Raw genomic sequence first — 17,583 nt, forward strand, 5'->3', positions numbered from 1 at the left:
GCCTCCCCATCCATTGCGCCCTGTCCAACAGCCAAGCCAATTGTGCCCACAGTCGGACGCTATGCACGACACGCGGCAGCCGGTGATGGTTGTACCCGGCCGTGCCGCGTCACCGTCCGAGACGGCCTCGCACCATGCCGACCATGGCGTTCATCTCCTCGATCCGCATCTTCTTCGCCGCGACGAAGAAGAGCCCCAGCAGCACGATGCCGCCGCCGATCAGGGCGACGATCGAGGCGAGGGCGGTGCTGCCCAGACCCTCCAGTACGAAGTAGGCGACCGCGCCGGCCGCGAGGGCGCCGGGTACGGACGCCAGGCAGAGCCGCGCGTACGTCCGCAGGACGCGTCCGCCGTCCAGATCGCCGCCCAGCCGCTTCTTCAGCCGGCGCCACGCCACCCCGACACCGACGGCGTAGGCCAGCCCGTACGCCGCTGCCATACCGACCACGGCCCAGCGCGGGGGCAGCAGGACATAGGCGAGGGCGGAGGCCGCGGCGTTGACCGCGGCGACGATCACCGTGTTGTAGAAGGGCGTCCTGGTGTCCTCGTAGGCGTAGAAGCCGCGCAGGACGACGTACTGCACGGAGTACGGGATGAGACCGAGGGCGAACGCCATCAGGATGAAGCCCATGGACCGCGCCGATTCCAGGCCGCTGGACGAGAACATCAGGACGGAGAGCGGGACACCGAGGGCGAGGAACCCGAAGGCGATCGGGACGATCGCGACCGCGGAGTTGCGCAGCCCCTGCGAGATGTCGTCGCGGACCGCCCCCGGGTCGCCGTCACTGGCCGCGCGGGAGATCCGGGGCAGCAGGGCGGCCATGACCGAGACGGTGATGATGGCCTGCGGCATACCCCAGATGAGCTGGGCGTTGCTGTAGGCGAGGATGCCCGCGCCGTCCGTGCCGGACGCCTTGCCCGCGGCGGTGGCGAGCTGGGTGACGACCAGGACACCCGCCTGGTTGGCGAGGACGAACAGGACGGTCCACTTCGCGAGCTTGACCGTCTTGCCGAGCCCGTGGCCCTTCCAGTCGAACCGGGGGCGGAAGCGGAACCCGGTCTCCCGGAGGTAGGGGATCATCGCGAGCGCCTGGACGACGAGGCCGAGGAGCGTACCGATGCCCAGCAGCCGTACGCCGTCCGGCGGAATCGTCGTCACGGTCATACCGGAGTCGGCGGCGGTGCCGTACACCCAGATGAACAGGCCGAACGTGGTGATCATGACGATGTTGTTGAGGACCGGGGTCCACATCATCGCGCCGAACTTCCCGCGCGCGTTGAGGATCTGGCCCATGACCACGTGCACACCCATGAAGAAGATCGTGGGCAGGCAGTAGCGGGCGAAGGTGACGGCCACGTTGTTGGCGGCGGCGTCGCTGGCGATCGGGTCCGACATCGCCTGGACCAGTACGGGCGCCGCGAACACGGCCAGCGCCACGATCGCACCGAGCGCGACCATCACCAGGGTCAGCAGCCGGTTGGCGTACGCGACGCCACCGTCGTCGTCGTTCTTCATCGCCCGCACGAGCTGCGGTACGAAGACGGAGTTCAGGCCGCCGCCGACGGTGAGGATGTAGATCATCGTCGGCAGGGTGTAGGCGACGGTGAAGGAGTCACCGAGGAGCGCCGCGCCCAGCGCGGCGGTGATCACCAGGCTCCGTACGAAGCCGGTGAGCCGGGACACCAGGGTGCCCGCGGCCATCAGAGCGCTGGACTTCAGCAGACCGGCGGCCTTGCCGCCCGACTTCTTCGCGGGCGCCGCCGCGGGAACCGCCTCGGGCTCCGGCGCCGCCACGGCCTGAGCCGTGGCCTGCTGGTCCCGGTAGAGATGGGCGAACGCGTCCGGCGCGGGGCTCTCGTCGGCGGCCCGGGTGACCAGGTCGTCCACGCCCGTGAACTGGGTGGTCCGCGCGTCGTCCCCGTACGGCAGAAGACGGGAAGGGCCCGAGGGCTCGGGCGGCGGGGTCTGCGCCCAGACCCGCGGATCGGGCGGGGGCTGCTGGGCGTACGGCTGCCGGTACAGGTCCTGGCGGTCCGGATAGGTGCCGGGAGGCGGCGGAGGGTGCGAGGCGCGGTCGTACAGCGCCTCCGTCACCGGATCCTGCGCGGACAGGTCCTGCGCCCAGTAGGGGTCCTGCGCGTAGGCGTCCTGGACATACGGGTCCTGGGCAGGTGGCTGAGGCGGCGGGACCTGGCCTGCCGGATCGCCGCCCGTGCCCGGCCCACGGTCACCGTCGTACGGCGCGTTCATGGTTACCCCACCTCATCGTCCCCGGCCGACCGGCCACGACATCGCTCAACGGTCCACTTTCTCACCCGCGCCCGACGCGTCCGCGCTTTCCGGACCGGTGTCCGGTGTCGGGTCACTCGGCTGCCCGGGATCTGTGTCCTCGACGGCCTTCGAGCCGGCCGTGTTCTTCGTGCCGTGCGTGGCCCCGGAAGCGTCCGGGCCGGCCGTGCCGGGCCCGGTGGAGTCCGGTCCTGTGGCGTCCGTACCCTCCCGGCCGCCCCGGTCGCCGTCGCCGTTGCCGCCGTGAGGGCCGTCGTCGCCGCTCTCGCCCTCGTCACCGCCGTCCACGGGCCCGGCGCCCGCCTTACGGGCCACGGCCCGCTTGCGCTGGCTGTACATCTTCACCCCGGCGAGGACCAGCAGCAGCACACCGCCCGCGATGACGAGCATCACGGTGGGCGTGATCTCCGAGACCTTCACCTGGAAGGTCATCGGACCGCCGTACGGCTTGCCGTCCACCGTGTAGAGCTGCGCGGTCACCTGCACGGGCCCGTTGGCATTGCCCGCGCCGGTGAACTTCACCGACTGGCTGTGCCCGCCGTCGATCTTGATCGGTCGTTCCGCGACGGCCAGATCACCGTCGAGCTTCAGCCGGGTCGGGTTGTCCGACTTCAGTCGCAGCACCAGGTTCTGGACGCCCTGGAGCAGTTGGTTCTGGACGGTCACCGGGATCGTGGCGCTGCGCCCCGACAGGGTGAGCACGGACTTGGGGATGAGCCGCACCTCGTCGGTGAGGCTCTGCAGATAGGTGTCGACCGTGTTCCGGTACTGCGCGGCGCCGTCCGGGTCGCCGCGCCACGACGCCGACATCGCCCGGCTGATCGCGTTGCCGAAGGGCGCGGCGACCCGGTCCGGCGAGGTGAGGATGGCCTTGAACTTGTCGAAGCGGTCCTGCGTCTTCTTGATGTCGAGGAACGTCTGGGTCGGCAGTTCCTGGGCGCGCAGCTTCTTCGGGTAGTGGGAGGCGCTGGGCACCTTCGTGGTGGCGTCCGCGTCCGGGCCGACCGCCGCGGCCGCCATCAGGTCGGTCGGCTCGGTCCAGCGCTCGGACTCCAGGGCACGCAGCGCGCGCGCCATCGACTGGGCCTGGGCCGCCGTCGGCGTCCGCTGCGGGGCGACCACGACATTGCGCTCGTTGTCGGGCTCCTGGAGCGTCACAGCCAGCGACTGGGCGAGGAACCTCTGGACGGCGAGGGTGGAACTGCTCGACGTCGACATGTCGCCCTCGAAGGCGGTCGAGAGCCGGTAGTCCGCGACGACGGCCGTGGTGCCGCCGCCGATCGGCCGCGCGGCGTTCGGGGTGTACGCGAGGTTGTCCTGGAGACTGTCGCTGCGGGTGATGACCTTGTGGGCGCCCGCCGAGGTCGCCACATCGATGATCGACGGGTCGATCGCGCCGTCCACCGGCCAGGCGAAGTCCACGGACGGCTTGACGTGGAGGACGGTCTCCACGGTGTCGTCGGCCACGTCGGTGGCCGGCTGGAGGTGGCTGAGGGCGCCGGAGACGCTCTTGCCGCGGTGGGCGAGCGAGGCCAGGTCCGGATCGGCGAACGGCAGCGCGACGACCTTGCCGTCCTTGACGGCCTTCTCCAGCGAGTCGAGCCACTTGATCGCCACGGCCTGGTTACGGCCCGGCACTGTCGTGTCGCCGCTTCTGACGCTGTAGTTCCTGGTCATGGCGTCGGCGGTGGCGATCAGATCGGGGTCGATCACCCAGGTCACCGGGGACTGGCTGCCCAGGGAGACCAGTTGCTCCAGCCGTCCGCCGGGCGCCAGCTCCTCGGCCAGGTCGTCGTTCTCGAAGACCGGTGTCTGCTGATCGTCCGGCCCGGTCTCGGCGGAGAGATGCGTGGCCGAGATCAGCGGCCACAAGGCGGTGACCTGTGTCTTCTTGTCCGTCCCGTCGGGCTGCCAGGGCAGGAAGGTGCGCTGGACCCCCAGCACCTGGTCGTACGGGGCAGCCGAGGTCTTCCCCGTCACCGAGACGCCGAGCTGGTACACCCCGTCCTCGTCCAGTCCCAGCTTGCCGACCGGTACGGACAGGGCGAAGTCCTGCGGGATCCCGGCCGGGAGCTTCGGCAGGACGACCTTGTACGGTCCGCCGATCGGGGCCACGTCACCCGAGACACCGGAGCGCGCCGCGGCGTCGTCGATGGCGGTCCGGCCGGCCGTCCGCGGCCCGACTCGCAGATCCACCTGCGCGTTGTTGACGGTGCCCTTGCCCTCGTTGGTCACGGTCCCCGAGATGGTGAGCGTGTCGCCCTTCACCGGGGCGCTGGGCGCGAGTGTGTCGAGCGCCACACGGACAGTACGGCTCCCGGTGGCACCTGGAGCCTCGGTCGCGGCATGGGCCGCGGGAGCCGCCGTACCGGCCAGCAGACTCGCCATGAGCGGTACCCCGGCGAGAACGGAGGCTGTGCGCCGCAGCCATCGGCGGGCAGCGCAATGGCCCGTCCCCTGGAAGTCTGCCGCCTCGGCCACGCGCTCGCCCGTCCCGTCATCGTCTGCTGCCGTTGGTGGTTGTCGGTTGCTGCGTCCACGCATGGTAACGATGTGCGCTGTGGCGAAGTGCTGGGGACTGCTCCACATGATCGGAAGAATCTCATGCACTGCCGGAAACCCGTGAATCGGCGGGGGGGAGTCCGAAACGGGGACGACCGGACGAGTCACGGCACGTACCCTTTTCTGTTGTGCCGAAAGCCAATGAAGACAACCCCAGTGCACTCAGCCAGGTGCAGCACCGCGCGGTCAGCGAACTGCTGCGGGTGTCCCCCGTCGCCGACGATCTCGCCCGCCGTTTCCAGGAAGCCGGTTTCGGTCTCGCGCTGGTCGGAGGCTCGGTCAGGGACGCCCTGCTGGGCAGGCTCGGCAACGACCTGGACTTCACCACCGATGCCCGCCCCGAGGACGTCCTGAGGATCGTGCGGCCCTGGGCGGACGCGGTGTGGGAGGTGGGGATCGCCTTCGGGACGGTCGGCTGCCAGAAGGACGCCCGGGTCGGCGACGTGGACCAGCGTTTCCAGATCGAGGTCACCACGTACCGCTCGGAAGCCTACGACCGTACGTCACGCAAACCCGAGGTGTCCTACGGCGACTCCATCGAGGAGGACCTCGTCCGCCGGGACTTCACGGTCAACGCGATGGCCGTGGCCCTCCCGCAGAAGGAGTTCATCGATCCGCATGGCGGGCTGGAGGACCTCGCGGCCCAGGTGCTGCGCACGCCCGGCACCCCGCAGGCGTCCTTCTCCGACGATCCGCTGCGGATGCTGCGGGCCGCGCGGTTCGCCGCGCAGTTGGACTTCGCGGTGGCGCCGGATGTCGTCGCGGCCATGAAGGACATGTCCGCACGGATCGAGATCGTCTCCGCCGAGCGGGTCCGGGACGAGCTGAACAAGCTGGTCCTCGCCGCCCGCCCGCGCCAGGGGCTCGCGCTGCTCGTCGACACCGGGCTCGCCGACCGGATCCTGCCCGAGCTGCCGGCGCTGCGGCTGGAGAGCGACGAGCACCACCGCCACAAGGACGTTTACGAGCACTCGCTGACCGTTCTGGAGCAGGCCATCGATCTGGAGGAGGACGGACCGGACCTGGTGCTGCGGCTGGCCGCGCTCCTGCATGACATCGGCAAGCCCCGCACCCGGCGGTTCGAGAAGGACGGCCGGGTCTCCTTCCACCACCACGAGATGGTGGGCGCGAAGATGACCAAGAAGAGGATGACCGCGCTCAAGTACTCCAACGAGATGGTGAAGGACGTCTCCCGCCTGGTCGAGCTGCATCTGCGCTTCCACGGCTACGGGACGGGTGAATGGACCGACTCGGCGGTCCGGCGGTACGTACGCGACGCGGGCCCGCTGCTGAGCCGGCTCCACAAGCTGACCCGATCGGACTGCACCACCCGGAACAAGCGCAAGGCGACCGCGCTCTCCCGCGCCTACGACGGGCTGGAGGAGCGCATCGCCCAGCTTCAGGAGCAGGAGCAACTCGATGCGATCCGGCCGGACCTGGACGGCAACCAGATCATGGAGATCCTGGGGGTCGGCCCCGGGCCGGTGATCGGCGCTGCATACACCTTCCTGCTGGAGCTGCGGCTGGAGAACGGCCCCATGGAGCAGGACGCGGCCGTCTCCGCCCTCAAGGAGTGGTGGGCGGCGCAGAACTGATTGCGGCGCCCGGGTCATGTTTCACGTGAAACATGACCCGGGCGCGATCCCCAGGAGGCGGTGTTTCACGTGAAACACCGCCTCCCGCGCGTCAGCCCGGCCGCGACGGCCGCGTAGAGAAACGCCACCATCACCACCAGCGGCGCGGACCGGCCGTCCGGCGGCAGCATCAGCGCGGCCACCCCGGCGGCGCCCACGAAGGCGACATTGAACAGAACGTCGTAGAGGGAGAAGACCCGGCCGCGGAAGTCGTCGTCCACCGTCGTCTGCACCACGGTGTCGGTCGCGATCTTCGCTCCCTGGGTGATCAGGCCGAGAAGGAACGCGGCGACCATCAGCGGTACGGGTGCGAACGGCAGCCCGAGCGCCGGTTCGAGCAGAGCCGCCGCCGTGGCGCAGAGCGCCATCCATCCGCGCGCCCCGAACCGGCCCGCCGCCCACGGGGTGAGGAGCGCCGCCGCGAAGAACCCCGCCCCGGAGATTCCGAGGGCGAGCCCGAGCAGCGCCAGTCCGTCGGACTCCCGGTCCGTCCACGCGTAGCGGCAGAGCATCAGCACCATCACCGTCAGCGCTCCGTAGCAGAAGCGCATCACCGTCATGGCGGCCAGCACGCCCGCCGCCGCGCGCCGCTCGGCGAGATGGCGCAGTCCGTCGGCGAGCCCGTGCGCGGTGGAGGCGAGTGAGGCGCCCAGCCGGGGCCGTACGGGCGCGTGCTCGGGTCCGAGTAGTTCGCGCGCCAGCAGCAGTGAGGTGAGCGCCGAGGAGATGTAGAGGACGGCGCCCAGCAGCATCACGGCGGCGTCCGAGTCGGACGCGGTCAGCCGCACGACGAGGGCGAGTCCGCCGCCGGCGGTCGCGGCGAGGGTACCGGCGGTGGGGGAGAGCGAGTTCGCCAGGACAAGGCGCTCGTCGTCGACGACCCGGGGCAGCGCGGCCGAGAGCCCGGCGAGCACGAACCGGTTGACTGCGGTCACGGAGAGCGCCGAGGCGTAGAAGAGCACGTCGGGCACGGACACCAGGATCAGGATGGCCGTGCACCCGGCGAGCAGCGCGCGCAGCAGGTTCCCGTACAGAAAGACCTGGCGGCGCTGCCAGCGGTCGAGAAGAACCCCGGCGAACGGGCCGACCAGGGAGTAGGGAAGCAGCAGTACGGCCATCGCGGAGGCGATGGCGGCGGGCGAGGTCTGTTTCTCGGGGGAGAAGACGACGTACGCGGCGAGCGCGACCTGGAAGACACCGTCGGCGGCCTGGGAGAGCAGCCGGACCGCGAACAGTCGGCGGAAGTCCCTGAGACGCAGGAGTACGCGCAGATCCCGTACGACAGGCATGTGGGTCAGCGTCACATACGGACCGGCGGCGTACGTGAGAGGGGCACCGGACCTGATGGCCCGGTGCCCCTTCTCGTACGGCCCGCCGCGCAGAGCGCCACCACCGCAACTGCCCTGACTGCCGCAACCGCCGTGACTACTGCGGCCGGTGCGGGTGTTAGCGCTCGACCTCGCCGGCGATGAACTTCTCGACGTTCTCACGCGCCTGGTCGTCGAAGTACTGCACGGGCGGGGACTTCATGAAGTACGACGACGCGGAGAGGATCGGGCCGCCGATGCCGCGGTCCTGGGCGATCTTCGCGGCGCGCACGGCGTCGATGATGACGCCCGCGGAGTTCGGGGAGTCCCAGACCTCCAGCTTGTACTCCAGGTTCAGCGGGACGTCGCCGAAGGCGCGGCCCTCAAGGCGGACATAGGCCCACTTGCGGTCGTCGAGCCAGGCCACGTAGTCCGACGGGCCGATGTGCACGTTGTCGGCGCCCAAGTCGCGGTCGGGGATCTGGGAGGTGACGGCCTGCGTCTTGGAGATCTTCTTGGACTCCAGGCGCTCGCGCTCCAGCATGTTCTTGAAGTCCATGTTGCCGCCGACGTTGAGCTGCATCGTGCGGTCCAGGACGACGCCCCGGTCCTCGAAGAGCTTCGCCATGACGCGGTGCGTGATCGTGGCGCCGACCTGCGACTTGATGTCGTCACCGACGATCGGGACACCGGCCTCGGTGAACTTGTCCGCCCACTCCTTCGTGCCGGCGATAAAGACCGGGAGGGCGTTGACGAAGGCGACCTTGGCGTCGATGGCGCACTGCGCGTAGTACTTCGCGGCGTCGTCGGAGCCCACGGGCAGGTAGCAGACCAGGACGTCGACCTGCTTGTCCCTGAGGGTCTGGACGATGTCCGCGGGGGCCTCGGGGGACTCCTCGATCGTCTGGCGGTAGTACTTGCCCAGGCCGTCGAGCGTGTGGCCGCGCTGGACCGTGACGCCCGCGGAGGGCACGTCACAGATCTTGATGGTGTTGTTCTCGCTGGCACCGATGGCGTCCGAGAGGTCGAGGCCGACCTTCTTCGCGTCCACGTCGAACGCGGCCACGAACTCGATGTCCCGTACGTGGTAATCGCCGAACTGGACGTGCATCAGACCCGGTACCTTGCCCGCCGGGTCGGCGTCCTTGTAGTACTCGACACCCTGCACCAGCGAGGCGGCGCAGTTGCCCACACCGACGATGGCTACGCGAACCGAACCCATTGCGGTTGCTCCCTGTGTGATCTCAGTGGTTCGTGATGAAACCCTGCGGAGGTGCAAGGCCTCACTTGGTGGGGTCCGCGGACGGATCCGGCGGTCCTGGACGTCCCGGGGGCGTACCCCCGGGAGATGCGGCGTCCCGGTGCCGGGGCAGGCCGTCCGCTTCTCCGGCTTCCTGCGCGGCGGGTTCCTCGGGGCCGGACCGCATCTGATCCCGCCCTACCCGCTCACTCTCGATCAGCTCGTTCAGCCAGCGCACCTCGCGCTCCACGGACTCCATGCCGTGACGCTGCAGCTCAAGCGTGTAGTCGTCGAGCCGCTCGCGGGTACGGGCCAGAGAGGCGCGCATCTTCTCCAGACGCTCCTCCAGCCTGCTCCGGCGGCCCTCCAGCACCCGCATGCGCACATCGCGCTCCGTCTGCCCGAAGAAGGCGAACCGAGCAGCGAAGTGCTCGTCCTCCCAGGCGTCGGGGCCGGTGTGCGACAGCAGTTCCTCGAAGTGCTCCTTGCCGTCGGCCGTCAGCCGATAAACGATCTTGGCCCGGCGCCCCGCGAGGGAGGCGGCGAGCGCGTCCTCCGGGGCGCTGCCCGGTTCCTCGATCAACCAGCCGTTGGCAACCAGCGTCTTGAGGCAGGGATAGAGCGTTCCGTAACTGAAGGCGCGGAAGATCCCCAGCGAGGTGTTGAGCCGTTTCCGCAGCTCATAGCCGTGCATGGGGGACTCGCGGAGCAGGCCGAGGACGGCGAACTCAAGAATGCCCGAGCGTCTGCTCACCCTCGCCTCCTCCACGGTCCGGGACGCCGTCCCGGACGCTTATGCCGAAACGATGTATCGACACGATACATCCAGACGATAGATCGGAGAGGCGATGGGGACAAGGGTGGCTTTAGTGAACGGCGTCACATCCCCGATTCTCATGATGCAACTTGCCTGATTTAGGGTGAACTTCAGCTCTCGGAGGGTTTTGACCGTGCGTAGTCTGTGCGGCATGCAGACCACCGGGAACCCAGCGACGTCCAGGAACGTCAAGACTGTCGGTTCATCGGATGCATGTCGGATGAGCCCTATGCCGGGCCGGTCCGTATTCATTTCGGGGGACCGGAACCCAACTGCCGCTTCCAGGCGTACGCGCCTGCCCGAGGAGTAGTCGTTCGATGAGCGAGCACCGTCGCAAAACGCCGCAGCCACCAGGTGGCGGCCGTGCCGCGTCCAGGCGTGCGGCCCAGCAGCCGTCCGGTCGCCGTGCAGCCCCGTCACGCGAGACCGCGGTCTCCCATGCCGAGGGGTACGAGGAGGAGCCCGTCTACGGCGGGCGTGCCGAGGCCAGACGCGCGGCCCAGCGCGGTGGACGCCGACGTGGGGCCGACGGCGGTGGCTCGGGCCCCGGCGGAGGCGGCGGCCGGCGCGGAGGCGGCGGAGCCGGGGACGATGAACCGCGCAAGAAGCGGTTCATCGACTACCCGCGGTACAACAAGTACGGCTGGCGCCGCTGGGTGCCTTCCTGGAAGCAGACCACCGGGCTCGGTGTCGCCTTCGTCGGATCCATCCTGGCCGCCGGGACCATCGCGTACGCCATGGTCGAGGTCCCCGACGTCCAGAAGGCGTCGGAGGCCCAGAAGAACGTCTACTACTGGGACGACGGCAGCCAGATGGCCGCCGCCGACGGCGCGGTCAACCGGCAGATCATCAACATCACCGAGATCCCCAAGGCCATGCAGAACGCGGTCGTCTCGGCCGAGAACAAGACCTTCTGGGACGACCCCGGCGTCGACTTCAAGGGCATGGGCCGCGCCGTGTTCAACATGGCGATGGGCGGCGACACCCAGGGTGGCTCCACCATCACCCAGCAGTACGTCAAGAACGCCCGTCTGGGTGACCAGAGCCAGACCTTCAGCCGTAAGTTCAAGGAACTCTTCATCTCCATGCGGGTCGGCACGGACATGGACAAGAGCGAGATCATGGAGGGGTACCTCAACACGTCATACTACGGACGCAACTCCTGGGGCATCCAGGCCGCGGCCCGTACGTACTATGGCAAGGACGCCAAGGACCTCGACGCGAGCGAGTGCGCCTTCCTCGCCTCGCTGCTCAAGGGTGCGACCCTCTACGACCCGGCCGGTGCCCCCGAGCTCAACCCGAACGCCACCCCCGAGGCCAACAAGCGGCGGGCCGAGATCCGCTGGAAGTCGATCCTCGACGGAATGGTGGAGGACAAGCTCCTCGACGCGGGCAAGCGCGCCGAGTACACCGAGTTCCCGATGCCGGACCCGCCGAAGAAGTCCGGTGACCTCGGCGGACAGGTCGGGTACCTCGTCGACCTCGCCAAGGCGAACTTCGTCAACAACAACGACCGGGGCATCACGGCCGACGACCTCACCGCGGGCGGCTACGAGATCCACACGACCTTCAACAAGAAGAAGGTCGGCATGCTGGAGAAGTCGGTCAAGAAGATCTACGACGCCAATATCGATCCCGAGGAGCGTCCGGAGACCGACACACACGTCCAGTTCGGCGGCGCCTCGGTCGAGCCGTCCAGCGGGAAGATCGTCGCGATCTACGGTGGTGAGGACGCCACCAAGCACTTCACCAACAACGCCGACCAGACCGGTGCCCAGGTCGGATCGACCTTCAAGCCGTTCGTCCTCGCCGCGGCCATGGAACACGGCAAGCGCGACCCGAATCTCCCCCCGCAGCAGAGCGACGAGCAGCGCACCCCGGTCTCGCCCGACAAGGCCATCTACAACGGCGACGACAAGCTGAAGATCAAGCAGTACGACGGTTCGATCTGGACCAACGAAGAGGGCAAGGAGTGGCTCCAGACCAACGACGGCGGCGAGGACTTCGGCGACATCAACCTGCGTAAGGCCATGAAGCGGTCGGCCAACTCGCCCTTCGTCCAACTCGGCATGGACGTCGGGATCGACCAGGTGCGCCAGGCGGCCATCAATGCCGGTCTGCTCCCCGGTTCTCTCAGCAAGTCCAACGTTCCCTCGTTCTCGCTCGGTATCTCCGACCCGAGCGCCATCCGGATGGCCAGCTCCTACGCCACCTTCGCCGCCAGCGGCAAGCAGCGCGACCCGTACTCCGTCGACAAGGTGCTGAAGGGCGGCGAGGTCATCTACCAGCACAAGGCGACGGCGACGGCTGCCTTCCCCTCCAATGTCGCGGACAACGTCACCGATGTGCTGACGGACGTCGTGAAGGACGGCGGTACGGGAAGCAGCGCCCAGCTCCCCGGCCGTGATGTCGCCGGCAAGACCGGTACCACCGACGGCAACAAGTCGGCCTGGTTCGTGGGCTACACCCCGCAGCTCTCCACGGCCATCGACATGTACCGGATGGACGACGACGCGAAGAACACGAAGCGTCAGTTCGAGAAGATGTTCGGCACCGGTGGCCAGAAGAAGATCCACGGCGCCTCGTTCCCGGCCGACATCTGGCAGGACTACATGTCGCAGGCGCTCAAGGGGAAGCCCGTCGAGAAGTTCCCCAAGCCCGAGCCCATCGGCGAGGCGGTCTACGGAGGCGGCGCCGACTCCCCGTCCCCGACGTTGAGTGACAGCCCGTCGCCGACCGATTCGGACAGCCCGTCCGCGACCCCGTCCGAGAGCGAGAGCGAGGACACGCCGACGCAGAGCCCCTCCAGCTCCGAGGAGACCTGCAACAACATCTTCGGCTGCGCCAACCAGGGCAACAGCAACCAGGGCAACGGCAACCAGGGCAACAGCAACGGCGGACCCGGCGGGGGCGGCGACGGCGGGGCGAGCACCTCGCCAAGTCCGTCCGATGAGGAAACCGACGACGGGGGAGGCGGAGGCATCTTCGGCTGACACGCCGGAGACCTCTCCGGCACCCGAAGCCGCCGCAGGCCGCCGCACCGGCCGCCCGCCCAGGCCGAGAGGCCGCAGCTCCACCCGCGAGGGCCGTCGCACCCGCCCCGTACGGACACCGTACGGGGCGGTGCGGCGGCCCTCGCCCTTGTCCACAGCCCCGCCCCGTCCACAGCGGCATACGGCAGGATGGACGCCATGCCGAGCGCAGAAGAGAAAACCGTGCACCAGGACCCGCCGGACGTCGCGCCCACCCGGCGGGACGAGATCGCCGCGGCCGGCAGCGAGCTGATCGGCGGACCCGCCGGGCGCTGGGCCTGGCCGGGCAGCGGCCGGCTCTCCCCCGTACGCGTCGTCGCACTGGTGGCGATCGGCATGTTCGCACTCGGCATGGTGCAGAAGATGCCCTGCTACAACTGGGCCTGGTTCCGCGGGGCCAGCTCCCAGTACACCCACGCCTGCTACTCGGACATCCCGCACCTCTTCATCGGGCGCGGCTTCGCCGACAACCTCGTGCCGTACTTCGACCGGCTCAGCGGCGACATGCAGTACCTGGAGTACCCCGTCCTGACCGGCCTCTTCATGGAGGTCGCCTCCTGGCTCACCCCCGGCGGCTCCCTCCAGTACCGCGAGCAGATGTACTGGATGGTCAACGCGGGCATGCTCATGATCTGCGCCGCCGTCATCGCCGTCTGCGTCGCCCGCACCCACCGCCGTCGCCCCTGGGACGCCCTCCTGGTCGCCCTGGCGCCCGCTCTCGCCCTCACCGCCACCATCAACTGGGACCTGCTGGCTGTCGCCCTCACCGCCGCCGCCATGCTGATGTGGTCCCGCGGCCGCGCCCTCGCGTTCGGCATCCTGATCGGGCTCGCCACCGCCGCCAAGCTCTACCCCGCGCTCCTGCTGGGGCCCCTGCTCGTCCTGTGCTGGCGCGCCGGCCGCTACCGCGCGTACGGCACGGCCCTCCTGGGAGCCGCCGCCTCCTGGCTGGCGGTGAACCTGCCCGTGATGCTGCTCGCCCCCGAGGGGTGGAAGAAGTTCTACACCTTCAGCCAGGAGCGGCAGATCGACTTCGGCTCCTTCTGGCTGATCATCACCCAGCGCACCGGCCGCTCCATCGACGTCAGCACCGTCAATACGTACGCCATGATCCTCATGGTGCTGGCCTGCGCGGGCATCGGCGCCCTCGCCCTGACCGCACCCCGCCGGCCGCGCTTCGCGCAGCTCGCCTTCCTGGTCGTCGCCGCGTTCATCCTCACCAACAAGGTCTACTCGCCGCAGTACGTCCTCTGGCTCATCCCGCTCGCCGCCCTGGCCCGCCCCCGCTGGCGCGACTTCCTCGTCTGGCAGGCGTGCGAGGTCATGTACTACCTCGGCATCTGGATGTACCTCGCGTACACGACCAGCGGCGACGCCCACAAGGGCCTGCCCACCGAGGGCTACCAGCTCGCCATCACCCTGCACCTGCTCGGCACGCTCTACCTGTGCGCCCTGGTCGTACGGGACATACTCCTGCCCGAACGGGACGGCGTCCGTACAGACGGCACGGACGACCCCTCCGGCGGCGTCCTGGACGGGGCGGAGGACCGCTTCGTGCTCGGCAGGAGCGCACCGGAGCCCGCCGGTACGCCCGCCACCCACTTCGGCGGCGTCAGGCTCGAATGGGGCGTCCGCAAGAGCCTGCCACCCGCCCAGGAACGATCACCCGACTTCGGCTGACCACCGGCTCCGGTCGAACAGCGACGCCGACCGGCCACCGACGTCGCCCGAACACCTCGGAAAACGGCTGAAGGCTCCCCCTCGCGTGCGGACGCGGTGGGGAGCCTTCAAGCGTGTACGGGAGTGGCGGCGCCCGTGCGATGGGAGCGCGCCGGTGAGGCGGTGTCTCAGCGGTCCACGAGCCGGTCGAACTGTGTCGTCGTATGGCGCAGATGCGCCACCAGCTCATCCCCGACCCTCGGCTCCTGCGCGTCCGACGGAACGAACAGGATCGACACCTGCATGTGCGGCGGCTCCGCGAACCAGCGCTGCTTCCCGTCCCAGACGAACGGCGACAGATTCCTGTTCACCGTCGCCAGACCCGCGCGCGCGACCCCCTTCGCCCGTGGCATCACCCCGTGCAGCGCCTTCGGGGCCTCCAGGCCCACCCCGTGCGATGTCCCCCCCGCCACGACCACCAGCCAGCCGTCGGACGCGGCCTTCTGCTGCCGGTAACCGAACCGGTCGCCCTTGGCGACCCGCGTGACGTCCAGCACCGACCCCCGGTACTCGGTCGCCTCGTGGTCACCCAGCCACAGCCGTGTGCCGATCCGTGCCCGGAACCGTGTCTGCGGGAACTGCTGCTGGAGCCGCGCCAGCTCGGAGGCGGCGAGATGGCTCACGAACATCGTGTGCAGCGGAAGCCGCGCCGCGCGCAGCCGGTCCATCCACGCGATGACTTCCTCGACCGCGTCGGAACCGTCCGTACGGTCCAGCGGAAGGTGCAGGGCGAAGCCCTCCAGCCGTACGTCCTCTATGGCGGCGTGGAGCTGGCCCAGCTCCTCCTCCTTCACCCCGTGCCGCTTCATCGAGCTCATGCACTCGATGACCACACGGGCGCCCACCAGGGCGTACACGCCGTCGACGGACGAGACCGAGCGCACCACCCGGTCCGGCAGCGGCACCGGCTCCTCCCCGCGCCGGAACGGGGTGAGTACCAGCAGATCGCCGCTGAACCAGTCCTTTATGCGTGCGGCCTCGTAGATCGTGCCCACAGCCAGCGTGTCGGAACCGAAACGCGTGGTCTCGTCGGAGAGCCGTTCGTGACTGAAGCCGTAGCCATTTCCCTTGCAGACCGGGACAAGCCCCGGGAACTGCTCGATGACCGACTTCTGGTGCGCCCGCCAGCGCGCGGTGTCGACGTAGAGGGAGAGCGCCATTGCCGGTCCGGAACCTTTCTCTCGGCTGCGGTGTATCAGAGTGCTGCGGTGTACAAGAAGATGAATCGTCGTGCGGATCGGGACGGCCCTACCAGAAGGATCCGCCCCGCGCCGCCGCCGGAAACCTCCGGCGGCGCGTCAATCGGTCAGCGGCGCGACATGTACATGTCGAGCGCCTTGTGGAGCAGCTTGTTCAGCGGGAAATCCCACTCGCCGATGTATTCGACGGCCTCGCCACCCGTACCCACCTTGAACTGAATGAGACCGAAAAGGTGATCGGTCTCGTCGAGGGAATCGGAGATACCCCGCAGGTCGTACACCGTCGCACCCATCGCGTACGCGTCCCGCAGCATCCGCCACTGCATCGCGTTCGAAGGCCGTACCTCACGCTTGTGATTCGCCGAAGCACCGTACGAATACCAGACATGACCACCGACGATCAGCATCGTCGCCGCCGCCACGTTCTCACCCTCATGACGCGCGAAATACAACCGCATCCGATTCGGGTCCTCGGCGTTCAGCACACTCCACATACGCTCGAAGTACGACAACGGCCGCGGCCGGAAATGATCCCGCTCCGCCGTGATCTCGTACAACCGCTGCCACTCCGCGAGATCCCCGTACCCCCCCTGCACCACATCGACGCCGGCCTTCTCGGCCTTCTTGATATTGCGCCGCCAAAGCTGATTGAAGCCCTTCAGCACATCATCCAGCGAACGATTGGCCAAAGGCACCTGGAATACGTAACGCGGCTGGACGTCACCGAAACCCGCGCCCCCGTCCTCCCCCTGCTGCCACCCCATCTTGCGCAGCCGGTCCGACACCTCGAAAGCACGCGGCTCGATGTGCGACGCCTCCACATCACGCAGCCGCTTCACATCAGGATCCTGAATACCCGACTTGATCGCCGTCGCGTTCCATCGCCGGATCACCACCGGAGGGCCCATCTTCACCGAGAAAGCACCCTGATGCTTCAGATGCGCCAGCATCGGCTGAAGCCACTCGTCCAGATTCGGCGCATACCAATTGAGCACCGGACCCTCGGGCAGATACGCCAGATACCGCTTGATCTTCGGCAACTGCCGGTACAGCACCAGCCCCGCACCGACCAGTTCACCGTTCTTGTCGAACCAGCCCAGGTTCTCGGAGCGCCACTCCGTCTTCACATCAGCCCACGCCGGGACCTGGCAATGACTCGCCGCGGGCAGACTCTGGATATACGCCAGATGCTGCTCACGGCTGATGGTCCTCAGGGTCAGACTCATACGGGGCGCTCCTCGGCAGGTGTGTCCCCATCGATACAGGGGCTCCGGCTCTCGCGCCGAAGCCTACTGCGCCGATGGAGCGCCCCGTCTGGCCGTCGGCCGAGCCGACGGAGATGCCCCGGGGCCCGACCCACGGGCACAGGCCCCGGCGCCGCCCGTTCGGACCACACCGGATCCGAACGCGCGACCCTAACCGATCACCCCGCCGAACAGACCGCCGTGCGCCATACCGAGGAAGAAGCCGACCGCCGAGGCGCCCAGCCCGATGATGATCAGGAACCGTTCGCGTGTCGTCACGGAGACGAACTGCCCGTACGCACCCGTCAGGATCCCCACCAGCCCCGCCCACGAACTGATCAGATGCAACGGGTGGAAGAACGCCGTGACCAAGGCGAGAAGCCCCAGCGCCAGCGTCACCACCATCAGCGTGTCCTGAAGCGGATGGGACTTCCCGTCCGTCGAGAAAAGAGACGTGGAGGGGTTCGGTCGCATTGCCTGTGCCATCTGGCACCTCCTGGCCTTGCCGGAGGCGGCGCATCGTAGCGCCGCGCACACCC

General features: G+C 68.7%; 11 protein-coding genes. 3 read left to right on the forward strand and 8 right to left on the reverse strand.

Going from position 1 to position 17,583, the window contains the following annotated elements; genetic code table 11:
* Window positions 1-109: 109 nt before the first annotated feature.
* Window positions 110-2,251, reverse strand: coding sequence for a murein biosynthesis integral membrane protein MurJ (gene murJ / locus ACIQ7D_RS07815; RefSeq protein WP_403934781.1), 2,142 nt, complete (start codon window positions 2,249-2,251; stop codon window positions 110-112).
* A 45-nt stretch (window positions 2,252-2,296) separates the two neighbouring features.
* Window positions 2,297-4,771 carry a DUF6049 family protein gene (locus ACIQ7D_RS07820; RefSeq protein ID WP_403934784.1) on the reverse strand — a complete coding sequence of 825 codons (2,475 nt, stop codon included), beginning with the start codon at window positions 4,769-4,771 and terminating at the stop codon, window positions 2,297-2,299.
* A gap of 209 nt (window positions 4,772-4,980) precedes the next feature.
* Here ACIQ7D_RS07820 and ACIQ7D_RS07825 point away from each other — a divergent pair, with 209 nt between their 5' ends.
* On the forward strand, window positions 4,981-6,447 hold the full coding sequence (locus ACIQ7D_RS07825; protein WP_403934786.1) for a CCA tRNA nucleotidyltransferase: 1,467 nt from the start codon (window positions 4,981-4,983) through the stop codon (window positions 6,445-6,447).
* A 65-nt stretch (window positions 6,448-6,512) separates the two neighbouring features.
* Here the strand turns inward: ACIQ7D_RS07825 and ACIQ7D_RS07830 are convergent, their stop codons facing one another.
* From ACIQ7D_RS07830 to ACIQ7D_RS07840, 3 genes are all read right to left on the reverse strand, one after another.
* A complete protein-coding gene (locus ACIQ7D_RS07830; RefSeq protein WP_403934789.1) occupies window positions 6,513-7,775 on the reverse strand; it encodes an MFS transporter in 1,263 nt (420 codons plus the stop codon).
* Between the two features lie 157 nt (window positions 7,776-7,932).
* Complete coding sequence (locus ACIQ7D_RS07835; RefSeq protein ID WP_403934792.1) at window positions 7,933-9,015, reverse strand: inositol-3-phosphate synthase; 1,083 nt, start codon at window positions 9,013-9,015, stop codon at window positions 7,933-7,935.
* A gap of 61 nt (window positions 9,016-9,076) precedes the next feature.
* Entirely contained in the window at window positions 9,077-9,787 is a 711-nt protein-coding gene (locus tag ACIQ7D_RS07840; RefSeq protein ID WP_403934795.1) for a helix-turn-helix transcriptional regulator, read from the reverse strand.
* 380 nt (window positions 9,788-10,167) lie between these two features.
* Between ACIQ7D_RS07840 and ACIQ7D_RS07845 the strand changes: the two genes are divergently transcribed.
* Together ACIQ7D_RS07845 and ACIQ7D_RS07850 are read left to right on the forward strand one after the other, a co-directional pair.
* A complete protein-coding gene (locus tag ACIQ7D_RS07845; protein WP_403934798.1) occupies window positions 10,168-12,843 on the forward strand; it encodes a transglycosylase domain-containing protein in 2,676 nt (891 codons plus the stop codon).
* A 198-nt stretch (window positions 12,844-13,041) separates the two neighbouring features.
* Window positions 13,042-14,562 (forward strand): glycosyltransferase family 87 protein, encoded by a 1,521-nt coding sequence (locus ACIQ7D_RS07850; protein ID WP_403934801.1) that lies wholly within the window; start codon window positions 13,042-13,044, stop codon window positions 14,560-14,562.
* 167 nt (window positions 14,563-14,729) lie between these two features.
* On the opposite strand, the gene ACIQ7D_RS07855 is transcribed toward ACIQ7D_RS07850, so the two are convergent.
* From ACIQ7D_RS07855 to ACIQ7D_RS07865, 3 genes are all read right to left on the reverse strand, one after another.
* A complete protein-coding gene (locus ACIQ7D_RS07855) occupies window positions 14,730-15,761 on the reverse strand; it encodes an alanine racemase (RefSeq protein ID WP_329822829.1) in 1,032 nt (343 codons plus the stop codon).
* A gap of 146 nt (window positions 15,762-15,907) precedes the next feature.
* Window positions 15,908-17,026: a lipid II:glycine glycyltransferase FemX gene (locus ACIQ7D_RS07860; RefSeq protein ID WP_403934804.1), complete on the reverse strand. Its 1,119-nt coding sequence runs from the start codon at window positions 17,024-17,026 to the stop codon at window positions 15,908-15,910.
* Between the two features lie 189 nt (window positions 17,027-17,215).
* Window positions 17,216-17,530 carry a hypothetical protein gene (locus ACIQ7D_RS07865; protein WP_403934806.1) on the reverse strand — a complete coding sequence of 105 codons (315 nt, stop codon included), beginning with the start codon at window positions 17,528-17,530 and terminating at the stop codon, window positions 17,216-17,218.
* Window positions 17,531-17,583: the final 53 nt, after the last annotated feature.

Source organism: Streptomyces sp. NPDC096310, assembly GCF_044763125.1.
GTDB lineage: Bacteria > Actinomycetota > Actinomycetes > Streptomycetales > Streptomycetaceae > Streptomyces.